The sequence below is a fragment of the Pseudomonas sp. UMAB-40 genome, assembly GCF_900095275.1.
Classification (GTDB): Bacteria; Pseudomonadota; Gammaproteobacteria; order Pseudomonadales; family Pseudomonadaceae; genus Aquipseudomonas; species Aquipseudomonas mandelii_B.
In genome coordinates this window covers 35,070-58,939 of the sequence record NZ_LT607572.1, presented here as the reverse complement: position 1 = coordinate 58,939, position 23,870 = coordinate 35,070, and the positions used below count along the sequence as shown (strand labels likewise).

The window sequence follows — 23,870 nt, the reverse complement described above, 5'->3', positions numbered from 1 at the left end:
CCTAAGAGCGAGACGTTTTGAATAGCAACTCTTTTCCTACGCCATTAGCGCGTTTTTGCTGTAGGACGCCGCCTGCCTCTGATAGGAATCGCTGATCCAATCGGCCTTATTCCCATAAGCCATAAGCACCACACTTTGCGTGATATGGCCTGCGAACGTTTGCCGGTATGATAGGCGCCCCCGCAGTCTGGATTGCGAATACGCCATGACCTTGCAGTACCCAACCATCGCCGATTGCGTCGGCAACACCCCGCTGGTCCGTTTGCAGCGCCTGCCAGGCGCCACCAGCAATACCCTTTTGCTCAAGCTCGAGGGGAATAACCCGGCGGGTTCGGTCAAGGACCGGCCGGCGCTGTCGATGATTACCCGCGCTGAATTGCGTGGGCAGATCCACGCCGGCGATACGCTGATCGAAGCGACTTCGGGTAACACCGGTATCGCGCTGGCCATGGCTGCCGCGATCAAGGGTTACAAGATGATCCTGATCATGCCGGACAACTCCAGCGCCGAACGTAAAGCCGCGATGACGGCCTATGGCGCCGAGCTGATCCTGGTCACCCAGGAAGAAGGCATGGAAGGCGCACGCGACCTCGCTCAGCGAATGGAAGCCGAAGGCCGTGGCAAGGTGCTGGATCAGTTCGCCAACGGCGATAATCCCGAAGCGCACTACACCACCACCGGCCCGGAAATCTGGCGCCAGACCGAGGGCACCCTCACTCATTTCGTCAGTTCGATGGGCACCACCGGCACCATCATGGGCGTGTCGCGCTACTTGAAAGAGCAGAACGACAACGTGCAGATCATCGGCCTGCAACCGATGGAAGGCTCGGCGATTCCGGGCATCCGTCGCTGGCCGCAGGAATACCTGCCGAAAATCTACCAGGCCGAGCGCGTCGACCGGATCGTCGACATGGCGCAAAGCGAAGCCGAAGACGTGACCCGTCGTCTGGCCCGCGAAGAAGGCATCTTCTGTGGCGTGTCCTCGGGCGGTGCGGTGGCAGCCATGCTGCGCCTGTCCAAAGAAGTTGAAAACGCGGTGATCGTCGCGATCATCTGCGACCGTGGCGACCGTTACTTGTCGACCGGCATTTTCGACGCGCCCAACTGATGGCCAAGCAAGAGAGAGGCCTGCGCTTCCAACCCACCGGTGGCAGCAAGGCCCCGCAAATTCCGACCGGCAAAAAGCAGCGCTTGAGCATCGAGCGCCTGGCCAATGACGGTCGCGGTATCGCGTTTTTCGAAGGTCGCACCTGGTTCGTCATCGGCGCATTGGCCGGTGAAGAAATCGAGGCGCGCGTGTTGGGCGCCCACGGCAAAGTGGTCGAGGCGCGCACCGAACGGGTGTTCCAGGCCAGCGAATTGCGTCGTCCGGCACCGTGTCCGCATGCCGGTCGTTGCGGCGGTTGCAGCGTGCAACATCTGCCGCACACCGAGCAACTCGCCCTGAAACAGCGCATGCTCGCCGAGCAACTGTCCAAGGTTGCCGGGGTCGAACCCCAAGAGTGGGCAGCGCCGTTGATCGGTCCGGAGTTCGGTTACCGCCGTCGCGCCCGAGTGGCGGTACGTTGGGACATGAAGGCGAAAAAACTCGAAGTCGGTTTCCGCGCCGCGGGCAGTCAGGACATCGTGGCCATCAACGAATGCCCGGTACTGGTCCCGCCCTTGCAGCCGATCATGACCCGCTTGCCGGAAATGCTTCGACGCTTGAGCAAACCTCAGGCGCTCGGCCATGTGGAATTGTTCGCCGGATCGTCATTGGCGGTTTTGCTGCGGCACATGGCGCCGTTGTCCGATGCGGACCTGACCATCCTCAAGGATTTTTGCGCGTTCCATGAAGCCCAGTTGTGGCTGCACGGTGACGGCGAACCGCAACCGGTCGAGGTCGATCAGTCACTGGGGTATCGCCTTGAAGCGTGGGATCTGAACCTGGCATACCGGCCGGGCGATTTCATCCAGGTCAATGCCGGGGTCAACGAAGCGATGATTGCCCAGGCGCTGAACTGGTTGAAGCCGACATCGGAAGAGCGGGTTCTCGATCTATTCTGTGGTTTGGGTAACTTTGCATTGCCGTTGGCCAAGGTTGTTCGCGAAGTGGTGGCGGTGGAAGGTGTGCAGGCAATGGTCGAGCGAGCAGCCGCGAACGCTGCTAGCAACAATCTTCATAATGCGAAGTTTTTTCAGGCCGATTTATCCCAGCCTTTGACTGATGCCGAATGGGCGCGCGAAGGCTTTTGTGCGGTACTCTTGGACCCACCGCGTGACGGTGCTTTCGAGGTCGTGCGCAAGCTGGCGTCCCTGGGCGCCAAACGGTTGGTGTACGTATCGTGCAACCCGGCAACGCTGGCGCGCGATACAGTCGAATTGATCAAGCAGGGCTACCGGTTAAAACGTGCCGGGATTCTCGATATGTTTCCTCAGACGGCACATGTCGAGGCCATGGCGTTATTTGAAGCGAGCTAGGACGGCTCGTCTGGTCCGACTGGCCGCCCGTGCAGCTCTTGCAGTAGCCCCGTGAGGGCAATCGGGCAATGAAGGTCAGCGAATTGACGCATTGAATCTGCGTCGTAGGGAAGGTAAGCAAGATGGTACAGGTGAGAGCACACCAGCCGATCAACACTGACGGCAGTATCAATCTCGAGGCTTGGCTCGATCATGCGGTCAGTGTCGATCTGGCACTGGATCGCGAAGCCTTGAAGGACGCGTGCGAGTTCGCTCGCGCGTCTGAACAACAAGCCAATGCGGCGAAGAATTTATGGTCCGAAGGGACCTCGAGTTTCCGCACAGGCCTTGAGATCGCCGAGATTCTCGCCGACCTCAAACTGGATCAGGATTCGTTGGTTGCGGCGGTCTTGTACCGCGGCGTGCGCGAAGGCCAGATCGAACTGCCGGCGGTCAGCCAGCGCTTCGGTCCGGTGGTCGCCAAACTCATCGACGGCGTGTTGCGCATGGCGGCGATCAGCGCCAGCCTGAGCCCCCGTCAATCGTTGGTGCTGGGCACCCAGGGCCAGGTCGAAAACCTGCGCAAAATGCTGGTGGCCATGGTCGACGACGTTCGCGTCGCGCTGATCAAGCTGGCCGAACGCACCTGCGCGATCCGTGCGGTGAAAACCGCCGACGACGAAAAGCGTAATCGCGTTGCCCGTGAAGTCTTCGACATTTACGCGCCGCTGGCTCACCGTCTCGGTATCGGTCATATCAAATGGGAACTGGAAGATTTGTCCTTCCGTTACCTCGAGCCCGATCAGTACAAGCAGATCGCCAAGTTGCTCCACGAGCGGCGTCTGGATCGCGAGCGCTTCATCGCTGACGTGATGACCCAGCTCAAAGACGAATTGCAGGCCACCGGCGTCGATGCCGACATCAGCGGCCGGGCCAAACACATCTATTCGATCTGGCGCAAAATGCAGCGCAAGGGTCTGGAGTTCAGCCAGATCTACGACGTGCGTGCTGTGCGCGTGCTGGTGCCGGAAATGCGCGACTGCTACACCGCGCTGGGTATCGTCCACACCTTGTGGCGGCACATCCCGAAGGAATTCGACGACTACATCGCCAACCCGAAAGAGAACGGCTACCGCTCGCTGCACACCGCGGTGATCGGCCCCGAGGGCAAGGTGCTGGAAGTGCAGATCCGCACCCACGCCATGCACGAAGAAGCCGAGCTGGGCGTATGCGCGCACTGGAAGTACAAGGGCACCGACGTCAAGTCCGGCTCCAATCACTACGAAGAGAAAATCTCCTGGCTGCGTCAGGTGCTCGAGTGGCATGAAGAACTGGGCGATATCGGCGGCCTGGCCGAACAACTGCGGGTCGACATTGAGCCGGACCGGGTCTACATCTTCACCCCGGACGGTCATGCCATCGACTTGCCGAAGGGCGCGACGCCGCTGGACTTCGCCTACCGCGTGCACACCGAAATCGGTCACAACTGCCGTGGCGCGAAGATCAACGGGCGCATCGTACCGCTCAACTACAGCCTGCAAACCGGTGAACAGGTCGAGATCATCACCAGCAAGCACGGCACCCCGAGCCGCGACTGGCTGAACCCGAACCTGGGTTACATCACCACCTCGCGGGCACGGGCGAAGATCGTTCACTGGTTCAAGTTGCAGGCGCGTGACCAGAACGTCGCGGCCGGTAAAACCTTGCTCGAACGTGAGCTCAGTCGCCTTGGCTTGCCAGCGGTGGACTTCGACAAGCTGGCCGACAAGGCCAACATGAAGACCGCCGAGGACATGTACGCCGCGTTAGGCGCCGGCGATCTGCGCCTGGCGCAACTGGTGAACCTGGCGCAACAACTGGTCGAGCCGGAACGCGGCAACGAGCAGCTGGAACTGATCCCGCGCAAAGCCACCGGCTACAAACCAGGCAAGCGCGGCGACATTCAGATCCAGGGCGTCGGCAACCTGATGACGCAAATGGCGGGTTGCTGCCAGCCGTTGCCGGGTGATGCCATCGTCGGCTATATCACCCAAGGCCGTGGCGTGAGCATTCACCGTCAGGATTGCGCCTCGGTGCTGCAACTGGGCGGACGTGAGCCAGAGCGGATCATCCAGGTCAGCTGGGGCCCGGTGCCGGTGCTCACCTACCCGGTGGACATCATCATCCGCGCCTACGACCGTTCCGGTTTGCTGCGTGACGTGTCGCAGGTGCTGCTGAACGAGCGGATCAACGTGCTGGCGGTCAACACCCGCTCGAACAAAGAGGACAACACCGCGCTGATGTCCCTGACCATCGAGATCCCGGGGCTGGATGCGTTGGGGCGGTTGCTGGGACGGATTTCCCAGTTGCCGAACATCATCGAAACCCGGCGTAACCGCACGCCTTGAAGATGTCCACGTGTGGGAGCTGGCCTGCCAGCGATGCAGGCACCTCGGTCTTTCAGTAGAGTCGAGGTGAAGCCATCGCTGGCAGGCCAGCTCCCACAGGTTTTGTGGTGAGAGATAAATGATGTATAGCCTTGAAGACTTGCTGCACCTGATGAACCGTCTGCGCGACCCGCAGTTCGGCTGTCCGTGGGATATCAAACAAACCTACGCCACCATCGTCCCGCACACCCTTGAGGAAGCCTACGAAGTCGCCGACGCGATCGAGCGCGGTGACTTCGATCATTTGCAGGGTGAGTTGGGCGATTTGCTGTTCCAGGTGGTTTATTACAGCCAGCTGGCCCGGGAAGAAGGGCGCTTCGAATTCGCCGGTGTGATCGATAGCATCACCCGCAAGCTGATCCGTCGTCATCCTCATGTGTTTCCGACCGGCGATCTTTACGCGCCGCTGGATGTTCCGCGCCTGAGTGAAGAACAGGTCAAGCAGCGCTGGGAGGAAATCAAGGCTGAAGAACGCGCCGAGAAATCATCCGCGCCCGAGCAGTTGTCCTTGCTCGACGATGTGCCTGCCGCGCTGCCAGCGTTGTCCCGCTCAGCGAAGTTGCAAAAGCGTGCGGGGCAGGTCGGCTTCGACTGGCCGGACGCCTTGCCGGTACTGGACAAGGTCCGCGAGGAACTCGATGAGGTGCTCGAAGCCATGGCCGACAATGACTCGGCAGCGATTGCCGATGAAGTCGGTGATTTGCTGTTTTCCGTGGTCAATCTGGCGCGTCATTTGAAGATCGACCCGGAAACTGCACTGCGTGGCGCCAACAGCAAGTTCGAAAGACGCTTCCGTTTTATCGAACAGGCATTGCGCGACACCCACCGTCCCATGGAAGATTGCACCCTCGAAGAGTTGGACGCCTTGTGGGGCGAAGCCAAACGTCAGGAAAAGAATTTGCCCAGCTGCGGTTGAGCAGTGGCCTAAGTGAGAAATAAGCACCATGAGCATTTCCCTTCGCGACCAGTTGCTCAAAGCAGGGCTGGTCAACCAAAAGCAGGCCAAACAGGTCGGCAAAGAGAAGCAGAAGCAGCAACGCCTGGTCCATAAAGGCCAGATTGAACTCGATGACTCGCAGCAGCGTGCCGCCCAGGAAGCCAAGGCCGAGAAGGTCAAGCGCGACCAGGAGCTGAACCGTCAGCAGCAAGAGAAAGTCGAGGCCAAGGCCCGCGCGGCGCAGATCAAGCAATTGATCGAAGTCTCGCGCCTGCCGAAGCTGACGACCGAGGACTACTACAACTTCGTTGACGACAAGAAGGTCAAGCGCATCTCCGTCAACACGCTGATGCGCAACCAGTTGAGCAATGGCTTCCTGGCGATCGTGCATCATGCCGGCGGCTACGAAGTGATCCCGCGTGAGGCGGCCCTGAAGATTCAGGAGCGCGATCCGCAGCGCATCGTGCAGCTGAACGTCAAGACTGAAGAAGTCGCTGCCGAGGACGATCCGTACGCGGCCTATCAGATCCCTGACGATCTGATGTGGTAAGCCTTTAACGGCTTCAACAACGACAAACCCCGCTCATGGCGGGGTTTGTCGTTTTCAATGCTGTCATTGCTTATGCGGATCGGAGCGCTCGTTGCTGCTCCAGTTGTTCCAGTTCGGCCTTGTAGCTGTGGGCGTCGGTTTCGGAATGAAACATCCCCACCAGCATGTCTTGTTGATGTACATCCCAGATACGGATACCGGCGGCTACACCTTCATGGGATTTATGTGAATCGTCGCGTTCAGTTACTTTTACAGTCATCTGCTAGCTCCAATCTCTGTTATCTGCAGCAAGGCGTGTGCAGGACTCTGTTATATGTTTGGTTAGCCTGCTAAGTAAACGACTGAGTTCGGTAACGAATTTTTGCGAAATCGGCAAAAGTCCTGCAGCCCGCCAAACACGTGGCATTCGGTCGCAGGGCATTGAGTTTCATGACAAAAGCTTCATGTTCGTGACAACCAAAACCGCAGGCTGCTACTGGGGAGCGGCGGTGAGGTCATTTTCAAGGCGCACAAAAAAACGCCCCGAACCAGTCGGGGCGTTTTTGTGTGCTGTGAGACGGCGGGGTATTACTTGCCGGTCCAGCGCTTCAGTACCAGGGTAGCGTTAGTGCCACCGAAGCCGAAGCTGTTGCTCATCACGGTGTTGATGGTGGCGTCTTCGCGCGTCTTGGTCAGGATCGGCATGTCTGCCACTTCCGGGTCCAATTCTTCGATGTTGGCGGAACCCGCCATGAAGTTGCCTTCCATCATCAGCATGCAGTAGATCGCTTCGTGAACGCCGGCGGCGCCCAGGGAGTGACCCGACAGGCTCTTGGTGGAGCTGATGGCCGGAGCGTTGGCGCCGAACACTTCACGCACACCTTTCATTTCCGCAACGTCGCCGACCGGAGTCGAGGTGCCGTGGGTGTTCAGGTAGTCGATCGGGGTATCAACGGTGGACATGGCCATCTGCATGCAGCGGATGGCGCCTTCGCCGCTTGGGGCGACCATGTCGTAGCCGTCGGAAGTTGCGCCGTAGCCAACGATTTCCGCGTAGATCTTCGCGCCGCGGGCCAGAGCGTGTTCCAGCTCTTCAACCACGACCATGCCGCCACCGCCGGCGATGACGAAACCGTCACGCTTGGCGTCGTAGGCACGGGAAGCCTTTTCCGGGGTTTCGTTGTACTGGCTGGACAGTGCGCCCATGGCGTCGAACAGGAACGACTGGCTCCAATGCTCTTCTTCACCACCGCCGGCGAACACGACGTCCTGCTTGCCCATCTGGATCTGTTCCATGGCGTTGCCGATGCAGTGAGCACTGGTGGCGCAGGCAGAAGCGATGGAGTAGTTCAGGCCCTTGATCTTGAACGGCGTGGCCAGGCAAGCGGAAACGGTGCTGCTCATGGTCCGCGTTACACGGTATGGGCCAACGCGCTTCACGCCTTTCTCGCGCAAGATGTCCAGCGCTTCCATCTGGTTCAGCGTGGAGGCGCCACCGGAACCGGCGATCAGGCCGGTACGCGGGTTGGAGACTTGCTCATCGGTCAGGCCGGAGTCTGCGATGGCGTCTTTCATGGCCAGGTAGGCGTAAGCCGCCGCGTGGCCGACGAAGCGATAGATCTTGCGATCGATCAGCTCTTCGAGGGGAAGGTCAATGGAGCCGGAAACCTGGCTACGCAGACCCATTTCGGCATATTCCGGGTTGAACCGGATGCCAGGGCGGCTTGCACGCAGGTTAGCGGAGACGGTCTCTTTGTCATTGCCCAGGCACGAAACGATGCCCAGACCAGTGATAACGACGCGGCGCATGCGGATAACCCTTAGAAGTTTTCAGTGGAGGTGAACACGCCGACCCGGAGGCCTTCGGCGGTATAGATTTCGCGGCCGTCGACACTGACCGAACCATCGGCGATGGCCAGGTTCAGCTTGCCCTTCAGCACGCGCTTGATTTGAATGTTATAGGTGACTTTCTTGGCGGTCGGGAGGACCTGGCCAAAGAATTTCACTTCGCCCGAACCCAGGGCGCGACCGCGGCCTGGCAGACCTTGCCAGCCAAGGAAAAAGCCGACCAGTTGCCACATGGCGTCGAGGCCCAGGCAGCCTGGCATCACCGGATCACCTTCGAAGTGGCAGGCGAAAAACCACAGGTCTGGAGTGATATCCAGCTCGGCGACCAATTCACCTTTGCCGTACTTGCCACCCTCGGCACTGATATGGGTGATGCGATCCACCATCAGCATGTTCGGGGCGGGCAGTTGTGCGTTACCTGGGCCGAACAGCTCACCGCGACTGCAGCGCAGCAGGTCTTCCCGAGTAAAGGCGTTTTGTTGGGTCATGCGAGCTCCTCAATAGTCCCATGCGGCAGGGTGGGGCAAATCTTCCCGGCCGACCGAGGCGTTCATGCCTCGAGTCAGCAGCCTACTCATAGACTATTGCGTTGTGGTGAAAGTCACAGCACCAAGGACATGAATGTACACTTGTGCACTGAAATTATTATTCAAGCCCCTTTTCGGGCCTGTTCGGGTGCCTAAGACTGCCGCACTTTCGCCTTTCACGCCAGTCGCAGATGGTCGAAAGGCCTGCACTACTGCACCCAGCGCTGCAGAATTTGCTGCAGATCAGTGCGTTTGAAGGGCTTGGCCAGGTAATCGTTCATTCCTGCCGATAAACACGCTTCACGGTCGCCCTGCAACGCATTGGCGGTCAGGGCGATGATCGGCAAGTCCGCGCAGCCGGGCAGCAGGCGGATCTGGCGGGTCGCTTCATAGCCGTCGATGATCGGCAGTCGGCAATCCATCAGAATCGCCTCGAAAATCAGGCTCTCGGCACTTCGCACCGCCTGCGCGCCATCGGTCGCGACGCTGACAGTAAAGCCCAGACTGCGCAACATTGCTTCGATGACCGTCTGGTTGACCGGGTTGTCCTCCACCAGCATCACATTGCGCCCTTCGCCATGGCCGTCGCCAGCCGGTGTGCGTGGCTTCAATTCCGGCAGCGTCTGCTTATATAGGGCCAGAGGAATTTCCAGGGTGAACACCGAGCCCAGGCCTTCTTCGCTCTGGGCGCGCAAGGTGCCACCCATGCGTTCGGCCAGGGTGCGGGCAATCGGCAACCCCAAACCAGTGCCGCCGTAACGCCTTGAAATAGAACTGTCGGCCTGCTGGAACGCATTGAACATCAATTCCAGGCTTTCGGCCGAGATGCCTATCCCGCTGTCGCGCACGGTGCAGGTGAACCACAACAGTTCGTGATCCAGGGACTGCCATTGCGGTTCGATACTGACGCGGCCTTGCTCGGTGAACTTCAGCGCATTGCCGACCAGGTTGACCAGAATCTGCCGGATCCGCGTCGGGTCGCCCTGAACCTGCAAGGCGCGCATGTCCTGGGGAATCGCCAGGGCCAGATCGAGTCCGCGTTGCGCCGCGCTGTGCTGGAACGACTGGGCGCAGCTGCTGATCAGGTCCGCGAGGTTGAACGGAATGTGTTCAAGCTCCAGTTCCGAACGCTCGATGCGCGAGAAGTCGAGAATGTCGTTGATGACTTTGAGCAGGTGTTCGGTGGACTCCGAAGCCAGCGCCGCATACTCGATCTGCTCCTCGGTCATGTCGGTGGTTTCCAGCAGTTGCAGCATGCCCAGCACGCCATTCATCGGTGTGCGCAGTTCGTGGCTCATCATCGCCAGGAAGTCGGATTTGGCGTTGTTGGCCTTTTCCGCTTCTTCGCGGGTCTGGATCAACTGCGCAATGGCCTGCTGCTGCTCACGGCTGGCCTGCTCGAGGCCCTGCGCGAGGTTGTTGATGTGCTGCGACAACGCGCCCAACTCCGTGTCATCGACAATCGGCAGCGGCGTTTTGTAATCACCCTCCTGAATCGCCTTCACGGCGTGGCCGATGTCGCGGATCGGCTGCGACAGACTGCCGGCCAGGCGCCGGGCCACCAGAAAGGTAAACAGCAGCGCGAACAAGGCGAGAATCCCGGCCTTGAACAGGATTTCCTGCTGACGCTGGCTGAAGGCGTCGTTGGACAAGCCGACGATCACCCGGCCCAGATAGTCCTCGGGCGGGGCCGTGTTGGCGGCGTTGCTACCCTGGAAGAAATCATTGTTCAGCGCGATCCGTTGCAGCCGCACCGGCGCCTGGAACACTTCGACCTGGTGCGAGCGGGCATGGGTTTCCGACGGTTGCTCGACGTACACCAGAATCCGGTTGGCGCTGTCCTGGACTTCGAGAAAGCGCACGTTGGGCGTGGCCAGCGTGGCCTTGAGCAAACTTTCAAGGACCTCGTTGTTGCCCGAGATCACCCCGTATTCCGTGGCGGGGGCCAGTTGGTTGGCGATCAGCTGGCCGGTGTGGTTGAGCTCCTGACGCAGGTCCTGGATCCGCACGAACGTGAAGAAACTGATCAGCAGCAACGTCAGCAACAGGGCGGGGCCGAGGCTGATGATCTGCGTGCGGGTGTTGATGTCCCAACCGCGACGGAAGGTCATGGGCGGCTTTCTCCTTCGGCCAACTGTGTTGCGACAGATGCATCATTCATCTGTTCAATACCTAATGAACGAGCCACTTGCGGATTACTCAAGACTTTAAAGTGTTGCGGATAGAGCATCCGCGGCCAATTCGTCGTAGGTCGGTCGAGCAATTCGTCGAGCACCGCCAGCCAATCACTTTGATCGCTGTAAGTGCTGGCCAGGCTGCCGGCCTTGACGAAAGCTGCGTTGGGACCGACCAGCGCCAGTTGCCGCGCATAGCTGCTCAGTAATAGGTTTTTCGCGGTTTTCGGGTTGTACAAATCGGGATCGTCCAGGCCCAGCAGCACGTCGCTGTTTTTCAGCAATGACTGCAAGGGGCGGCTGTCATTGGTGTTGTCCCAGCGCTCCGTGACCAGTTCAAACCCCAGGGGTTGGGCGGCCCGATGCAGTTCTTCCAGGAGGAATTCGCTGTGACTGTCGTATAGCACGCCAACCCGGCGTGCCTGGGGCAGGACAAGTCGGGTCAGGCGCAGTTGCCGATCCAGCGGCGGATCACTCCATAGCAGGCTGAGCTGCGGCGGCAGATTCGTGCCAAAGCGTTGCCGGGCTTGCAGGCGGCTGATGCGCAGCACCAGCGTCGCCGGGCCCTGAGCCTCCTGCAGGCGCCAGTCGAGGCTCGGTAGATCGAGCAGAATCAAACGGGTGGCCGCCGGCAGTTCGCCGGGCGCCGGAAGGCTCGCCAGTGGCTGGAAGCGCACATTATCGGTGGGGCGCAGTTCGCTCAGAGCCTGCGCGAAGGATTGCACGCCGGGGCTGTCTTCGGCGCCGGTCAGCAGAATGTCGGCGGCCTGAATCGGCAGGCTGTCGAGCAGGCCGGCAAGCACCAGACACAACCCTGCCAGCAGGCGGCCAAGGGTTGGCGACTTCCGCGACAGGCGATGCAGCATTTAAAACGTCAGCTCCGCGCTGAAGTAGAGCACCCGACGCTTATCGTAGTTGTTGTCGACGAAAGTGGTGGGTTGATTGTCGAGGCGCTGCTGGAGCACGCCGGCCAGTTCCAGATTGGCCTTGCCCAGACCGATGCGTTTGGCGATGCGCGTGTCGACGCGCTCGAAGCGGTAACCGTTGAGGGCGTCGTCCCCGTAATAGAAGAGGGCACTGTTCCAGCCGTGGCCCCAGTTGCGCAGCCAGCCGGCGGAACCGCTGTTGCGCGCCGTCAGTCGCTCATCCTGCGGATTGCTCGCCTCGGCATCGACGTAGGCGTAAGTCAGGCGCAGCCGGTCGGCGCTGCTCAGGCGCCAGTCCAGCTGGGTTTCCGCGCCCTTGAAGCGCGAGCTGTTGGAATTGCTGGCGATGTACTGATTATTACGCAGGGGTTCGCTGATCATGCCGCTGATTTCGTCGTAGAACAGCTTCACATCGACCGTCAGCCCAAGCTCTGCAAAGTAGCCGTTGTAGCCCAGCTCGCGCGAGCGCATGCGTTCTTGTTCGAGGTCGCCGGGGCCGCGAGTCTTGACGAAATACCGGGCGCTGGTCTGGCCGTAGGCACTGGGTCGCAGATTGGTCACCTGGTAACTCCAGTTGACGTTGTTCTCGAACATGTCCGGTGAGCGGATCGCTTCCGAATACACGGCGCGCAGGCCATGACGCGGGTTGATCAGGTAATTGACCGCCACCCGCGGGGTCAGCGAGCTGCCGGTCAATTGCGTGTCTTCGAACATGGCGCCGCCCTGCAGCAACCAGTGCTCGGTGGCGCGCCACTCGAGTTGGCCGAATGCCCGCCAAGTGGTGTCGTCGAGCGTGCCATTGAAGTAAGTCTCGGAATTTGCCCGGTCGTAACGATAGTTCATGCCGCTGACCAGCCGCAGACTGTCGGACAGGCTGAGGGTGTCTTGCAGTTCGAGGTCGTAGCGCGATTCCCGGGCGCTCTGGTCGATGTCGCCACAGAGGGTTTGCCGGGCACCGTTGCGCCATTGCGCCAGCACTTGATTGCCCAGCGCCTGTTCCGCCGCCGTGCCGGCCGGTGCGCCAGGACCGGTAAAACGCTCGATGTTGCGCGCCAGGCGTTCGGTGTAGTTCGGGTTGAGCTGCCAGAGTTCGGTCAGTTCCGGACTGAACGAAACCTCCGCATCACAGGCGCGCCAAGTCTGCTGGCGGTCCCAGTGCTGGGCCGAGCCCTGGATATAAAGGCTGTGATCAGGATTGATGTCCAGGTTCCAGCGCAACGAACCGGCGTAGTCCTTGGCAACGACGTCGGAATTGTTCCCGGCAGCGGTAATCCCGGAGAACACCGGGCGGTAGGTATAAGGCCGCTGGTTGGTCCCGTCCTTGGCGTTCAACTGCCAGTCGATGCTCTGGTTCTCACTCAATGTCTGGCTGACGGCAAGGTTGAAGCGGTTCAAGCGGCGACTGTCGCGATAATCGGCCCCGTTGCGGTCGGTGTCGAAGCCGTCGTCCTGCTGGCCGGACAGCGACAGGCGCAGGTCGCCGCCATCCCAGCCCACACCCTGGCTGGCATAAAAGTCATTGATGCCGCGCTGGCCACGAGTGACTTTCATCCGCGTGCCGTGGCTGTCGGCCGGGTTGCGGGTGATGATGTTGACCACCGCCATCAGCGCATTGGCGCCATAGCTGACCGTGTTGGGACCGCGGAAAACTTCGATGCGCTCGATGTCTTCCATGGCCACCGGAATATCACTCCAGTCCACCGTGGCCAGGCCGGCGCGGTACACCGAGCGGCCGTCGATCAGCACCTGCATGCGCCGCGCTTCGGTGGCGTTGGTGCCGTGGTAGTTCACGGCCGCCTGATTACCGCTGATATTGCCGACCATCATGCCCGGCACCAGGCGCAGCAATTCGCTGATGTCCCGCGCGCCGCTGGCATTGATCAGTTCGCTGTCGATCACCGTCATGCTTCCCGGGACGGCGGCCGGCGACTGCTTCAGGCGGGTGGCCGTGAGCACTTGCGGCAGCGGTTCGTTGTCGAGGAACAAGTCGTCGGCCAGCAATGGCGAGCTGAAAAGCAGGGCCAGAACCAGCGGCGAGCGGGGTGAAGGAGAGCCAAACGACACGAAACGTCCTTGATAACGATGAGATGGCGCGCATGTTAACCGAGCTGATCGACTTTTCCATTCACGATGCCGGCATTTTCCTAGGATTTATTGGTCTTCTTCCTACAAGTACCGGTAATTGATACGGGGGCTGGCCGCCACTGGGACGCTCCGTATAATGCCGACATCGCCACTGGTATGGATTAACGGATTGCATATGACTGAACAGCGCCCAATTGCGGTCCTGGGAGGCGGAAGTTTTGGTACCGCCGTGGCTAATCTGTTGGCCGAGAACGGGCATCAGGTCCGGCAGTGGATGCGTGACCCCGAGCAGGCTGAGTCCATGCGGGTCAATCGCGAGAACCCGCGCTACCTCAAAGGCATCAAGATACTTCCCCAAGTAGAACCGGTGACTGATTTGCAAGCGACCCTGGACGCTTGCGACCTGTGCTTCGTCGCGCTGCCGTCCAGCGCGCTGCGCTCGGTACTGGTCCCGCACGCCGAACGGTTGAGCGGCAAATTGCTGGTCAGCCTGACCAAAGGCATCGAAGCCCACACGTTCAAGCTGATGAGCGAGATCCTCGAAGAAATCGCCCCGCAAGCGCGCATCGGCGTGCTGTCCGGGCCGAACCTGGCCCGTGAAATCGCCGAACACGCGCTGACCGCCACGGTGGTTGCCAGCGAAGACGAAGAGCTATGCCAACGGGTCCAGGAAGCGCTGCATGGCCGCACCTTCCGGGTGTACGCCAGCGCCGACCGCTTCGGCGTGGAGCTGGGCGGGGCGCTGAAAAATGTGTACGCGATCATCGCCGGCATGGCGGTGGCGCTGGGCATGGGTGAAAACACCAAGAGCATGCTGATCACCCGGGCGTTAGCGGAAATGACCCGCTTCGCGGTGAATCAGGGCGCGAACCCGATGACGTTCCTGGGGTTGGCGGGCGTGGGCGACTTGATCGTCACGTGTTCGTCGCCGAAAAGCCGCAATTACCAGGTCGGGTTTGCCCTCGGCCAGGGGTTGAGCCTGGAAGATGCGGTGACCCGTCTGGGCGAAGTCGCCGAAGGCGTGAACACGCTCAAGGTGCTCAAGGCCAAGGCTCAGGAAGTGGGCGTCTATATGCCGCTGGTCGCCGGGTTGCACGCGATCCTGTTCGAAGGGCGCACGCTCAATCAAGTGATTGAACTGTTGATGCGCGGCGAACCCAAAACCGATGTGGACTTCATTTCCACCAGCGGTTTCAACTGATCACGCTTTCGAGATAAAGCAGGGAGTTGCACATGAACGATCCGAAAACAGAGGCCACCTACGAGTCCATTCTGCTGCGGGTGTTATGGATGATCGTCTTCTTGCTGGTCTGGCAAGTGGCGCAGTTCATCCTGGGCGCGGTGGTGCTGGTGCAACTGATCTATCGTTTGATTTATGGCGCCCCGAGCGCCAGCCTGATGAACTTCGGCGACAGCCTGAGCCAGTTCCTGGCGCAGATCGGTCGTTTCGGCACCTTTCACAGCGACCAGAAACCCTGGCCGTTCGCCGACTGGCCGACGCCGCGTACACCGGAAGGCGAAGCGCCGCACGTTGTGCCGCCAGCGCCACATCCGGCCCGAGATGAGGAGCCGAAACTATGAAACTCTGGGTCTTGCGTCATGGTGAAGCCGAACCTTACGGCTCGCGTCCAGACTCCGAACGGGCACTGACTCCACACGGTTGTGAAGAGGTGCTGCGTAGCGCCGCCGAACTGATCGGTCAGCCGATTACGGCCATCTATGCCAGCCCGTTTCTGCGAGCGCAGCAGACAGCGCAGCTGGTGCGTGAAGCGCTGGGTTTTCAACCGGATATTCGCACCGTCGAATGGCTGACCCCCGACAACCGCCCGCAAGCGGTGGCCGAGCAGTTGGTGTCTGTCGATCACGCGCTGTTGGTCAGCCATAACCCGCTGGTGGGTAACCTCCTGGGTTACCTGCAGAACGGGCATGTGCAAGATCCGGAAACGGTGAAAACCGCCGGCCTTGCAGAACTTGAAGGTGACTTGCCGCTGGCTGGCGCAATGAAGCTCAACGGCATCAAACATCCCTAGTATTTGTTGGAACCGGATCCCTTGTGGGAGCGTGGCTTGCCCGCGATGGCATCCACTCGGTCAGACAGATAAACCGAGGTGGTCGAGCGCGACCCTGGCGCATCGCGGGCAAGCCCGGCTCCCACAGGTGCGGGGGTAGGCCTGTTTTTTTTGTGTGAAATAGTCAACCAAGCAACCGCTTGGTTGACTACGCTTGCTCCAGACCAAAAATAAAGGAGCGAGTCGCATGTCTGCTGCTTTTCGTTTGCCGCTGGACGTCTTTTACGAGCGTGAAGCCCGTCATCCCCGCCAGCGGTTTCTGGTCCAGCCTACCGGCGGCGGACACGTCGAGACCCTGACCTGGGCCGACGTCGGCCACCAGGCTCGCTGCGCCGCGCACTGGCTGCGGGCCCGCGAATTGCCCCAAGGCAGCCACATCGCCCTGATCTCGAAAAACTGCGCCCACTGGATCATCGCCGACCTGGCGATCTGGATGGCCGGGCACGTTTCGGTGCCGTTGTACCCGAACCTCACCGCCGAGTCGGTGGCGCAGGTGCTCGAGCACTCCGAAGCGGCGCTGGCGTTCATCGGCAAGCTTGATGACTGGCCGAACATGGCACGCGGGGTCAGCGCCAATCTGCCGACCATCAGCCTGCCACTGCATCCGCCCGGCACCTTCGATTTCAGTTGGGCCGACTTGCAACGCAGCTCGCCGATCCAGGACGACCCCAAACCCGCCGCCGATCAGTTGGCGACCATCATTTACACCTCCGGCACCACCGGGCTGCCCAAAGGCGTGATGCACAGCTTCGGTAATCTGGGGTTTGCCACCACCCGTGGCACTCAGCTGTTTGGCCTCAACGAGTCGGACCGATTGCTGTCCTACCTGCCGCTGTGCCACGTCGCCGAGCGGATGTTCGTCGAGCTGGCGTCGATCTACACCGGGCAAACCGTGTTCTTTGCCGAAAGCCTCGACACCTTCCTCACGGATCTGCAGCGAGCGCGGCCGACCGCATTGTTCGGCGTACCTCGGATCTGGACCAAATTCCAGATGGGCGTGTACAGCAAGATCCCGGCAAAACGCCTCGACTTTCTGCTCGGCCTGCCCTTTATCGGCAAGCGGGTCGGGCACAAAGTGCTCGCCGGGTTGGGGCTGGATGCGTTGCGCGTGGCGTTGTCCGGTGCCGCGCCCGTGCCGCAGACCCTGTTGCTGTGGTACCGCAAGTTAGGGCTGGATGTGCTGGAGGTCTACGGCATGACCGAAAGCTGCGGTTATTCCCACATCGGCCGGCCCGGCGAGAACAAACCCGGCTGGATCGGCAAGCCTTGCCCGGAGGTTGAAGTGCGGATCGCCGAGTCCGGCGAAGTTATGGTGCGCAGCGGTGCAACCATGCTGGGCTATTTCAAGGAACCCGAGAAAACCGCAGAAACCATCACCGAGGACGGCTTCCTGCGCACCGGCGACAAGGGCGAACAAGATGCCGAAGGCAACCTGCGCCTGACCGGGCGGCTGAAGGAAATCTTCAAGACCAGCAAAGGCAAATACGTCGCCCCGGCGCCGATTGAAAATCGGCTGGCGGTGCATTCGCGGATCGAACAGGTGTGCGTGGTCGGCGATGGCTTGAGTGCGCCGCTGGGGTTGTGCGTGCTGTCGGCGGTCGGTCAACAGGACGCCGGCGGAACGGCGCGGGCAGGGTTGCATTCAAGCCTGGAAAAACTGCTGGAGGAGGTCAATGGCGTGCTCGACAAACATGAACGCTTGCGTCGGCTGGTGGTGGTCAAGGACAGTTGGGCCGTGGAAAACGGCTTCCTGACGCCGACCCTGAAGATCAAGCGCAACGTGATCGAAGCGGCTTACGGCGCTCGCTTCGAAGAATGGAGCGAGCGCAGCGAGACGGTGCTGTGGCAGGATTGAGCCACGAATAAAACCAACAAAGGAAAGCAAGATGAGTCTGTGGCGTACCATTCCCAACGTCGAGCAGTTGAACGCAATCCAGAAAAACACCATCGGCGAAGTGCTGGATATTCGTTTTGAAGCCTTTGATGACGAGTCCCTGACCGCGAGCATGGTCATCGACCACCGCACCCACCAGCCTTACGGTTTGTTGCACGGCGGCGCGTCGGTGGTGCTGGCCGAGACGGTCGGTTCCATGGCCAGTTACCTGTGCATCGATGCCAGCAAATTCTATTGCGTGGGTCTGGAAATCAACGCCAACCACTTGCGTGGACTGCGCAGCGGGCGGGTGACGGCGGTGGCCAAGCCGATTCACATTGGGCGCACGACGCATGTGTGGGATATCCGTTTGAGCAGTGACGAGGGCAAGGCCAGTTGCGTGTCGCGGTTGACCATGGCGGTCGTGCCACTGGGCGAGAATCCACCAGCCCGCTAATCCCCTACATAGATCTTCAGCAGGTTTAAACCTTGCGCCATGCCCCTGACCGGACTGTCATCATTCCTGGCACTTACAGTCATTGCCGCCGCCTCGCGTCTTACGGACAATCAACCCTTGTTTTCGCTCATGGATTTGCCGGTATGTCGCAACAGATATTTTTCGCCCACGCCAATGGCTTTCCTTCGGGCACCTACGGCAAGTTGTTCGCGGCGCTGGCGCCCGAGTATCAGGTGACGCATCTGGAACAGCACGCCCACGATCCGCGTTTTCCAGCGGATGACAATTGGCGCAATCTGGTGGATGAGCTCATCCATCACCTCAAACAGCAACCGGAACCGGTCTGGGGCGTCGGCCATTCCTTCGGCGGCGTGCTGCACCTGCACGCGGCGTTGCGTTGCCCTGAACTGTATCGGGGTGTGGTGATGCTCGATTCGCCGGTGCTGACCCGTGCCGATCAATGGGTGATCCGTGCGGCCAAGCGTTTCGGTTTCATCGACCGCCTGACCCCCGCCGGCCGCACATTGGGGCGCCGGGAAGAGTTCACCGATCTGGAAGCGGCGCGGCTCTATTTCGCCGGTAAAACCCTGTTCCGCAGCTTCGATCCGGAATGCTTCGACGCTTACTTGCAACACGGTTTGCAAAAAGTTGGCGACAAGCTGCGCCTGCGTTTCGACCCGGCCACGGAAATCAGCATTTACCGTGGCGTCCCGCACACCAGTCCAGGCCAGGCACGGCAGTTGAAAGTGCCGCTGGCGGTGGTTCGCGGGCACAAGAGCCGGGTGGTGATGCGTCACCATGCAAGCTCCGTCGGGCGTATGCCGCTGGGTGAGTCCCTGACCATGCCCGGTGGCCACATGTTTCCCCTCGAACGTCCGCAAGACACCGCCACGCTGCTGAAAAACCTGTTCAGTCGCTGGGAAGGTCGTCGCCAGCAGGATTGCGCATGAGCCACGTCGTCGAAGAAGTTCGCCTGAGCCTGCCGCACATTGAGCTGGCCGCGCACCTGTTCGGCCCCGAAGACGGCCTGCCGGTGATCGCCCTGCACGGCTGGCTGGACAACGCTAACAGCTTCGCCCGACTGGCACCGAAGCTCAAAGGCCTGCGCATCATCGCCCTGGACATGGCCGGTCACGGTCACTCCGGGCATCGCCCGACTGGTGCCGGCTACGCGATGTGGGACTACGCCCACGACGTATTGCAAGTCGCCGAACAGCTGGGCCTGAAGCGTTTTGCACTGATGGGGCACTCGATGGGCGCGATCGCTTCGTTGATTATTGCCGGGTCGATGCCGGAGCGCGTCACGCATCTGGCGTTGATCGACGGCATCATTCCTCCTACAGACAAAGGCGAAAATGCCGCCGAACGCATGGGCATGGCCCTGCAAGCGCAACTGGATCTGCGGGAAAAACGCAAACCGGTCTACAACACTCTGGACCGTGCCATCGAGGCACGCATGAAAGGCCTGGTGGCGGTCAGTCGCGAAGCCGCCGAGCTGTTGGCCCAGCGTGGACTCATGCCGGTGCCGGGCGGTTACACCTGGCGCACTGACAACCGCCTCACGCTGCCGTCGCCGCTGCGTCTGACCACCGAGCAGGCGATGGCCTTCGTCCAGCGGGTCAGTTGTCCTGCGTTATTGGTGGTTGCCGCTGACGGCATGCTCGCCAAACATCCCGAGTTGCTGGAGCGTCTACCCTTTAGCCGTGAACAGCTGCCTGGCGGCCATCATTTGCACCTGAATGACGAACCCGGCGCCGACCTTGTCGCAGACTGTTTCAATCGGTTCTTCGCCGTTCCTTGACTTGCGCCGGGCAACTGTCGAGGCTGGGCGGGTTGAAATGGGAGACAACCATGATAGATCTCTACACCGCTGCGACCCCGAATGGCCACAAGGTCTCTATCGTGCTCGAGGAACTCGGCCTGCCCTACACGGTGCACGCCTTGAGTTTCGACAAAAAGGAACAGAAGTCACCGGACTTCCTCAAGATCAATCCCAATGGCCGGATTCCGGCGATTGTCGACCGCGCCAACGGCGATTTCGCCGTGTTCGAATCCGGCGCCATCCTGATTTACCTCGCTGAGCTGAGCGGCAAACTGCTGCCCCAGGATCCGAAGGGGCGCTCGGTCGTCCTGCAATGGCTGATGTTCCAGATGGGTGGAATCGGGCCTATGCAGGGCCAGGCCAACGTGTTTTTCCGCTACTTTCCGGAAAAACTCCAGGGCGCCATCGACCGCTATCAACATGAGACACGTCGCCTCTATGAAGTACTCGACACGCGCCTGCAAGCCGTGGAGTTTCTGGCGGGCGAGTACAGCATTGCCGACATCGCCACCTATCCGTGGGTGCGTGGCCATGAGTGGTCCGGTGTCGAGGTTGGCGGTTTGCCGGCCTTGCAGCGCTGGATGGCAACCATGGAAGCGCGTCCGGCGGTCCAGCGTGGTTTGCTGGTGCCCGAGCGCATCGATGATGCCAGTGTCGTTAAAGGTGCCCAGGCCATGCTGATCCGATGAGTCTATCCATGCGTTCATTCAGGGTGTTGGCGCTGTGTTGTTTCAGTCCCTTGGTATTTGCCGCCGATGTCCCGGGCAGTCAGGACTTGCCGATCGTGCCGCGCATGGCCGATGCGCAGATCGTCGACTATCGCCCCGGCGTTGAGCTTGAGCGGATTTATCCGCTGGGTTCGATCCGTAAGATCAGTGGCCAGTTGCGCTTCGATGGCCAGGTCAGCGCCCGGGGAACGGCGACATCGGTGACCTATGAGTTGCCGCCGGAACATTCGTCAACCGACGCCTTCACCGCCGCGCGTGAAGCGTTGCAGGCGCAGGGCGCCGGCTTGCTGTTCTGGTGTCAGGCGCGTGATTGCGGTGAAAGCAGCCTCTGGGCCAATGATGTCTTTGGCAACGCCAAGTTGTACGGTGCCGACGATCAACAGGCGTACTTGTTGTTGCGTCTCGCGGCACCCCGGGACAATACGTTGGTGGCGCTTTACAGCATCACTCGTGGCAATCGCAAAGCCTACCTGCACGTCGAGCAGTTCGACGCTGCGGCGCCGCTGGGGGATTTGCTGCCGACGTCGGCGACCTTGCTGCGAGAGCTGAAAAGTACCGGTGAACTCGATTTCCCCAAGTTGAACGCCGATCCTGATGCCAGCTGGCTGCGCCTGATTTCTCGCGGTTTGAACCTCGACACCACCTTGCGGGTCAGTGTTTCCGGGCCTAATGCCGAAGCCTGGCGCCAGGCGCTGATCGGGCAGGGCGTGCGGGCGGCGCGAATGGAAGCCGGCAGTGCCGAAAGCCCTGGCCTGCACATCGAACTGTTGCGATAAGCTTCATCAGGCAAACGCGGCTGTCGCGTTTGCCTGCTCTTTGTTGACTGATTTTTTCGAGAACCTACATGCTCAATAACGATCGGCTGTTGGTGCAGATCCTGCTCCTGGTGCTGTTTGGCGCGAGCCTCTGGGTGATGGCGCCGTTCTGGTCGGCCTTGTTCTGGGGCGCGGTGCTGGCGTTCGCCAGTTGGCCGTTGATGCGGTTGTTGACCCGCTGGCTCAATGGCCGGGAATCCCTGGCCGCGCTGGTGCTGACACTGGGCTGGATGTTGCTGGTGGCCGTGCCATTGGTCTGGCTCGGGTTTAACCTGGCGGATCACGTGCGTGATGCCACGGCGCTCATCAAGGATGTGCAGATGGACGGTCTGCCGGAGGCCCCGACCTGGCTGGGGAGTGTTCCTTTGGTGGGTGAACGGCTGGTGGTGATCTGGAACAGCATCGACCAGCAAGGCGCGGCGATGATGGTGGCGGTCAAACCGTATCTGGGTCAGGTCGGCAACTGGCTGCTGGCACGCAGTGCGCAGATTGGCGGCGGGATTCTCGAGCTGACGTTGAGCATTGTATTCGTGTTTTTTTTCTACCGCGACGGGCCGCGGCTGGCGGCGTTTGTCCATGGGCTGCTGGAGCGCTTGATTGGCGATCGCGCCGGGTATTACATCGAACTCGTGGCCGGGACGGTGCAGCGGGTGGTGAACGGGGTGATCGGCACAGCGGCCGCGCAGGCGGTCCTGGCGTTGATCGGGTTCTTGATTGCCGGGGTGCCCGGCGCGCTGGTGCTGGGCATCGTGACGTTCATGCTCAGCCTGATTCCGATGGGGCCACCGTTGGTGTGGATTCCGGCCACGGCGTGGCTGGCCTGGAAAGGCGAGTACGGGATGGCGGTGTTCCTCGGGTGCTGGGGCACGTTCATCATCAGCGGCGTCGACAACGTGCTGAAGCCGTACCTGATCAGCCGGGGCGGGAACCTGCCGTTGGTGATCGTGTTGCTCGGCGTGTTTGGCGGGTTGATTGCGTTTGGGTTTATCGGGCTGTTTATCGGGCCAACGTTGCTGGCGGTTGCGTACAGTCTGTTGACGGACTGGAGCAAGAGCCATGCGCGGGTAGAAGACCGCCGGCCGTAAGATTTATGTTTAGGCTGATGGCCTCTTCGCGGGCAAGCCCGCTCCCACAGGGTCCAGTGGTGTTCAATTTATGTGATTCACCTGAATCCAACGTGGGAGCGGGCTTGCTCGCGAAGCAGGCGACGCGATTTGTCAGACTAAACGCTTGGTTCAGGTCGCGACGTTCAGGTATTTGCCCACAGTCGCCACGTTATCGAGCGAATACTGCTTGCTCAGGTTGGCGATCATTTTGTTCAGCGCTTCATTGACGTTGAATTGAGCGGTGGAGCTGTCGCTGGTGTTCTCGCGACCCGCTTGCAGCGCCGCGTTCAGTTCATCGCTGCTGACCCCACCGCTGCTGTCACTGTCCAACACCTTGAGCAACGCGGCGCTGGTGTCGGTGCTGGTCGATGAGGTGCTGTTGCTGGCCTGCAGCGCGCTGCTCAGTTCGGTGGCGGTCACGCTGCCATCGCTGTCCGTATCCAGTTGGCTGAATAATTCTTCGCTGGACACCTGCTGTGGTGGCGGTGGCGGCGGGGTCAGGCTGGCGGCGAGTTCGTCCTTGCTGACGGTGCCGTCCTGGTTCTTGTCCAGGGCCGAGAAGATTTCTTTACTGTCGGCACTGCTGCCAGCGTTGTTCAGACCGTTGCTCAATTCGTCGCTGTTGATCGCGCCGTCACCGTCGGCGTCCATGGCGCTGATGAGTGCGTCGGCCAGTTCGGTGTTGGGTGCCTGGTCATGCGGCGGTGGTGGCGGCGGTGCCATTGCCGCCATTTCCTCGCTGCTCAAGCTGCCGCTCTCATCGCTGTCCAGATCGCCGAAATGCTTGCTCAAACTGACCAGCAGGCCGTTGTCGGTTTTCTGCGACAGGGCGCTTTCAAGTTCGCCCTGATCCACCGCACCGTCGCTGTTGCTGTCGAGCTTGGTGAACAGTTCTTTCTGGAATTGCTGGCTGCGGGCGTTGTTGGTTGAGGTGCTGCTGGTGCTGGTATAGCTCGTGTAATTGCTGACGCTACCGATCATTGGACTCACTCCCTGGAATGGAAAACCGGCGGGTGCACCGGCTTATGCAGCGTCAAGGGGCAAAGTGTCGTGGGTGTGTGAGGTTTGTACCGTTCGGTACACACAGTCATCAGGCCAGACCTGATACC

At 60.6% G+C, this 23,870-nt stretch carries 22 protein-coding genes; 15 read left to right on the top strand and 7 right to left on the bottom strand.

Features of this window, described 5'->3' with window-relative positions:
* Nucleotides 1–205 precede the first annotated feature (205 nt).
* The 5 genes from cysM (at nt 206) to K0F88_RS26100 (ending at nt 6,352) form a co-directional block, all read left to right on the top strand.
* Nucleotides 206–1,108: a cysteine synthase CysM gene (cysM, locus tag K0F88_RS26120; protein ID WP_219097151.1), complete on the top strand. Its 903-nt coding sequence runs from the start codon at nt 206–208 to the stop codon at nt 1,106–1,108.
* Nucleotides 1,108–2,460 (top strand): 23S rRNA (uracil(1939)-C(5))-methyltransferase RlmD, encoded by a 1,353-nt coding sequence (rlmD, locus tag K0F88_RS26115; protein ID WP_219097150.1) that lies wholly within the window; start codon nt 1,108–1,110, stop codon nt 2,458–2,460. Before cysM ends, rlmD begins: the two co-directional genes overlap by 1 nt.
* A 122-nt stretch (nt 2,461–2,582) precedes the next feature.
* Complete coding sequence (gene relA / locus K0F88_RS26110; RefSeq protein WP_219097149.1) at nt 2,583–4,826, top strand: GTP diphosphokinase; 2,244 nt, start codon at nt 2,583–2,585, stop codon at nt 4,824–4,826.
* A gap of 121 nt (nt 4,827–4,947) precedes the next feature.
* On the top strand, nt 4,948–5,781 hold the full coding sequence (gene mazG, locus K0F88_RS26105) for a nucleoside triphosphate pyrophosphohydrolase (protein WP_219097191.1): 834 nt from the start codon (nt 4,948–4,950) through the stop codon (nt 5,779–5,781).
* 28 nt (nt 5,782–5,809) lie between these two features.
* Nucleotides 5,810–6,352 carry a DUF2058 domain-containing protein gene (locus K0F88_RS26100; RefSeq protein ID WP_219097148.1) on the top strand — a complete coding sequence of 181 codons (543 nt, stop codon included), beginning with the start codon at nt 5,810–5,812 and terminating at the stop codon, nt 6,350–6,352.
* 70 nt (nt 6,353–6,422) lie between these two features.
* Here the strand turns inward: K0F88_RS26100 and K0F88_RS26095 are convergent, their stop codons facing one another.
* The 6 genes from K0F88_RS26095 to K0F88_RS26070 form a co-directional block, all read right to left on the bottom strand.
* Entirely contained in the window at nt 6,423–6,611 is a 189-nt protein-coding gene (locus K0F88_RS26095) for a hypothetical protein (protein WP_219097147.1), read from the bottom strand.
* Nucleotides 6,612–6,919: 308 nt separating this feature from the next.
* A complete protein-coding gene (fabB, locus tag K0F88_RS26090; RefSeq protein WP_219097146.1) occupies nt 6,920–8,140 on the bottom strand; it encodes a beta-ketoacyl-ACP synthase I in 1,221 nt (406 codons plus the stop codon).
* Between the two features lie 11 nt (nt 8,141–8,151).
* Nucleotides 8,152–8,667 carry a 3-hydroxyacyl-[acyl-carrier-protein] dehydratase FabA gene (fabA, locus tag K0F88_RS26085; protein ID WP_140667384.1) on the bottom strand — a complete coding sequence of 172 codons (516 nt, stop codon included), beginning with the start codon at nt 8,665–8,667 and terminating at the stop codon, nt 8,152–8,154.
* A gap of 248 nt (nt 8,668–8,915) precedes the next feature.
* Nucleotides 8,916–10,817, bottom strand: a complete 1,902-nt coding sequence (locus tag K0F88_RS26080; protein ID WP_219097145.1) for an ATP-binding protein — start codon at nt 10,815–10,817, stop codon at nt 8,916–8,918.
* A complete protein-coding gene (locus tag K0F88_RS26075) occupies nt 10,814–11,746 on the bottom strand; it encodes an ABC transporter substrate-binding protein (RefSeq protein WP_219097144.1) in 933 nt (310 codons plus the stop codon). The genes K0F88_RS26080 and K0F88_RS26075 overlap by 4 nt, the downstream gene beginning before the upstream one ends.
* Nucleotides 11,747–13,870: a TonB-dependent siderophore receptor gene (locus K0F88_RS26070; protein WP_219097143.1), complete on the bottom strand. Its 2,124-nt coding sequence runs from the start codon at nt 13,868–13,870 to the stop codon at nt 11,747–11,749.
* 196 nt (nt 13,871–14,066) lie between these two features.
* Between K0F88_RS26070 and K0F88_RS26065 the strand changes: the two genes are divergently transcribed.
* The 10 genes from K0F88_RS26065 to K0F88_RS26020 all read left to right on the top strand — a co-directional run bounded on the left by K0F88_RS26065 (nt 14,067) and on the right by K0F88_RS26020 (nt 22,740).
* Complete coding sequence (locus tag K0F88_RS26065) at nt 14,067–15,092, top strand: NAD(P)H-dependent glycerol-3-phosphate dehydrogenase (protein WP_219097142.1); 1,026 nt, start codon at nt 14,067–14,069, stop codon at nt 15,090–15,092.
* Nucleotides 15,093–15,124: 32 nt separating this feature from the next.
* Complete coding sequence (locus K0F88_RS26060) at nt 15,125–15,472, top strand: DUF4389 domain-containing protein (RefSeq protein ID WP_219097141.1); 348 nt, start codon at nt 15,125–15,127, stop codon at nt 15,470–15,472.
* Nucleotides 15,469–15,921, top strand: coding sequence for a phosphohistidine phosphatase SixA (gene sixA, locus K0F88_RS26055; protein ID WP_094471172.1), 453 nt, complete (start codon nt 15,469–15,471; stop codon nt 15,919–15,921). The genes K0F88_RS26060 and sixA overlap by 4 nt, the downstream gene beginning before the upstream one ends.
* Before the next feature lie 226 nt (nt 15,922–16,147).
* Nucleotides 16,148–17,815, top strand: coding sequence for an AMP-binding protein (locus tag K0F88_RS26050; protein WP_219097140.1), 1,668 nt, complete (start codon nt 16,148–16,150; stop codon nt 17,813–17,815).
* Nucleotides 17,816–17,846: 31 nt separating this feature from the next.
* Nucleotides 17,847–18,290, top strand: coding sequence for a hotdog fold thioesterase (locus K0F88_RS26045; RefSeq protein ID WP_094471174.1), 444 nt, complete (start codon nt 17,847–17,849; stop codon nt 18,288–18,290).
* A 59-nt stretch (nt 18,291–18,349) separates the two neighbouring features.
* Nucleotides 18,350–19,240: an alpha/beta fold hydrolase gene (locus K0F88_RS26040; protein ID WP_374039751.1), complete on the top strand. Its 891-nt coding sequence runs from the start codon at nt 18,350–18,352 to the stop codon at nt 19,238–19,240.
* A complete protein-coding gene (locus K0F88_RS26035; RefSeq protein WP_010457064.1) occupies nt 19,237–20,091 on the top strand; it encodes an alpha/beta hydrolase in 855 nt (284 codons plus the stop codon). The genes K0F88_RS26040 and K0F88_RS26035 overlap by 4 nt, the downstream gene beginning before the upstream one ends.
* A gap of 50 nt (nt 20,092–20,141) precedes the next feature.
* Nucleotides 20,142–20,801, top strand: a complete 660-nt coding sequence (locus K0F88_RS26030) for a glutathione S-transferase family protein (RefSeq protein ID WP_094471177.1) — start codon at nt 20,142–20,144, stop codon at nt 20,799–20,801.
* Nucleotides 20,802–20,809: 8 nt separating this feature from the next.
* Nucleotides 20,810–21,616: a DUF4892 domain-containing protein gene (locus K0F88_RS26025; RefSeq protein WP_094471178.1), complete on the top strand. Its 807-nt coding sequence runs from the start codon at nt 20,810–20,812 to the stop codon at nt 21,614–21,616.
* A gap of 68 nt (nt 21,617–21,684) precedes the next feature.
* Entirely contained in the window at nt 21,685–22,740 is a 1,056-nt protein-coding gene (locus K0F88_RS26020; protein WP_219097137.1) for an AI-2E family transporter, read from the top strand.
* A 150-nt stretch (nt 22,741–22,890) separates the two neighbouring features.
* Here the strand turns inward: K0F88_RS26020 and xopAW are convergent, their stop codons facing one another.
* Nucleotides 22,891–23,742 carry an EF-hand domain-containing protein gene (xopAW, locus tag K0F88_RS26015; RefSeq protein WP_094471180.1) on the bottom strand — a complete coding sequence of 284 codons (852 nt, stop codon included), beginning with the start codon at nt 23,740–23,742 and terminating at the stop codon, nt 22,891–22,893.
* Nucleotides 23,743–23,870: the final 128 nt, after the last annotated feature.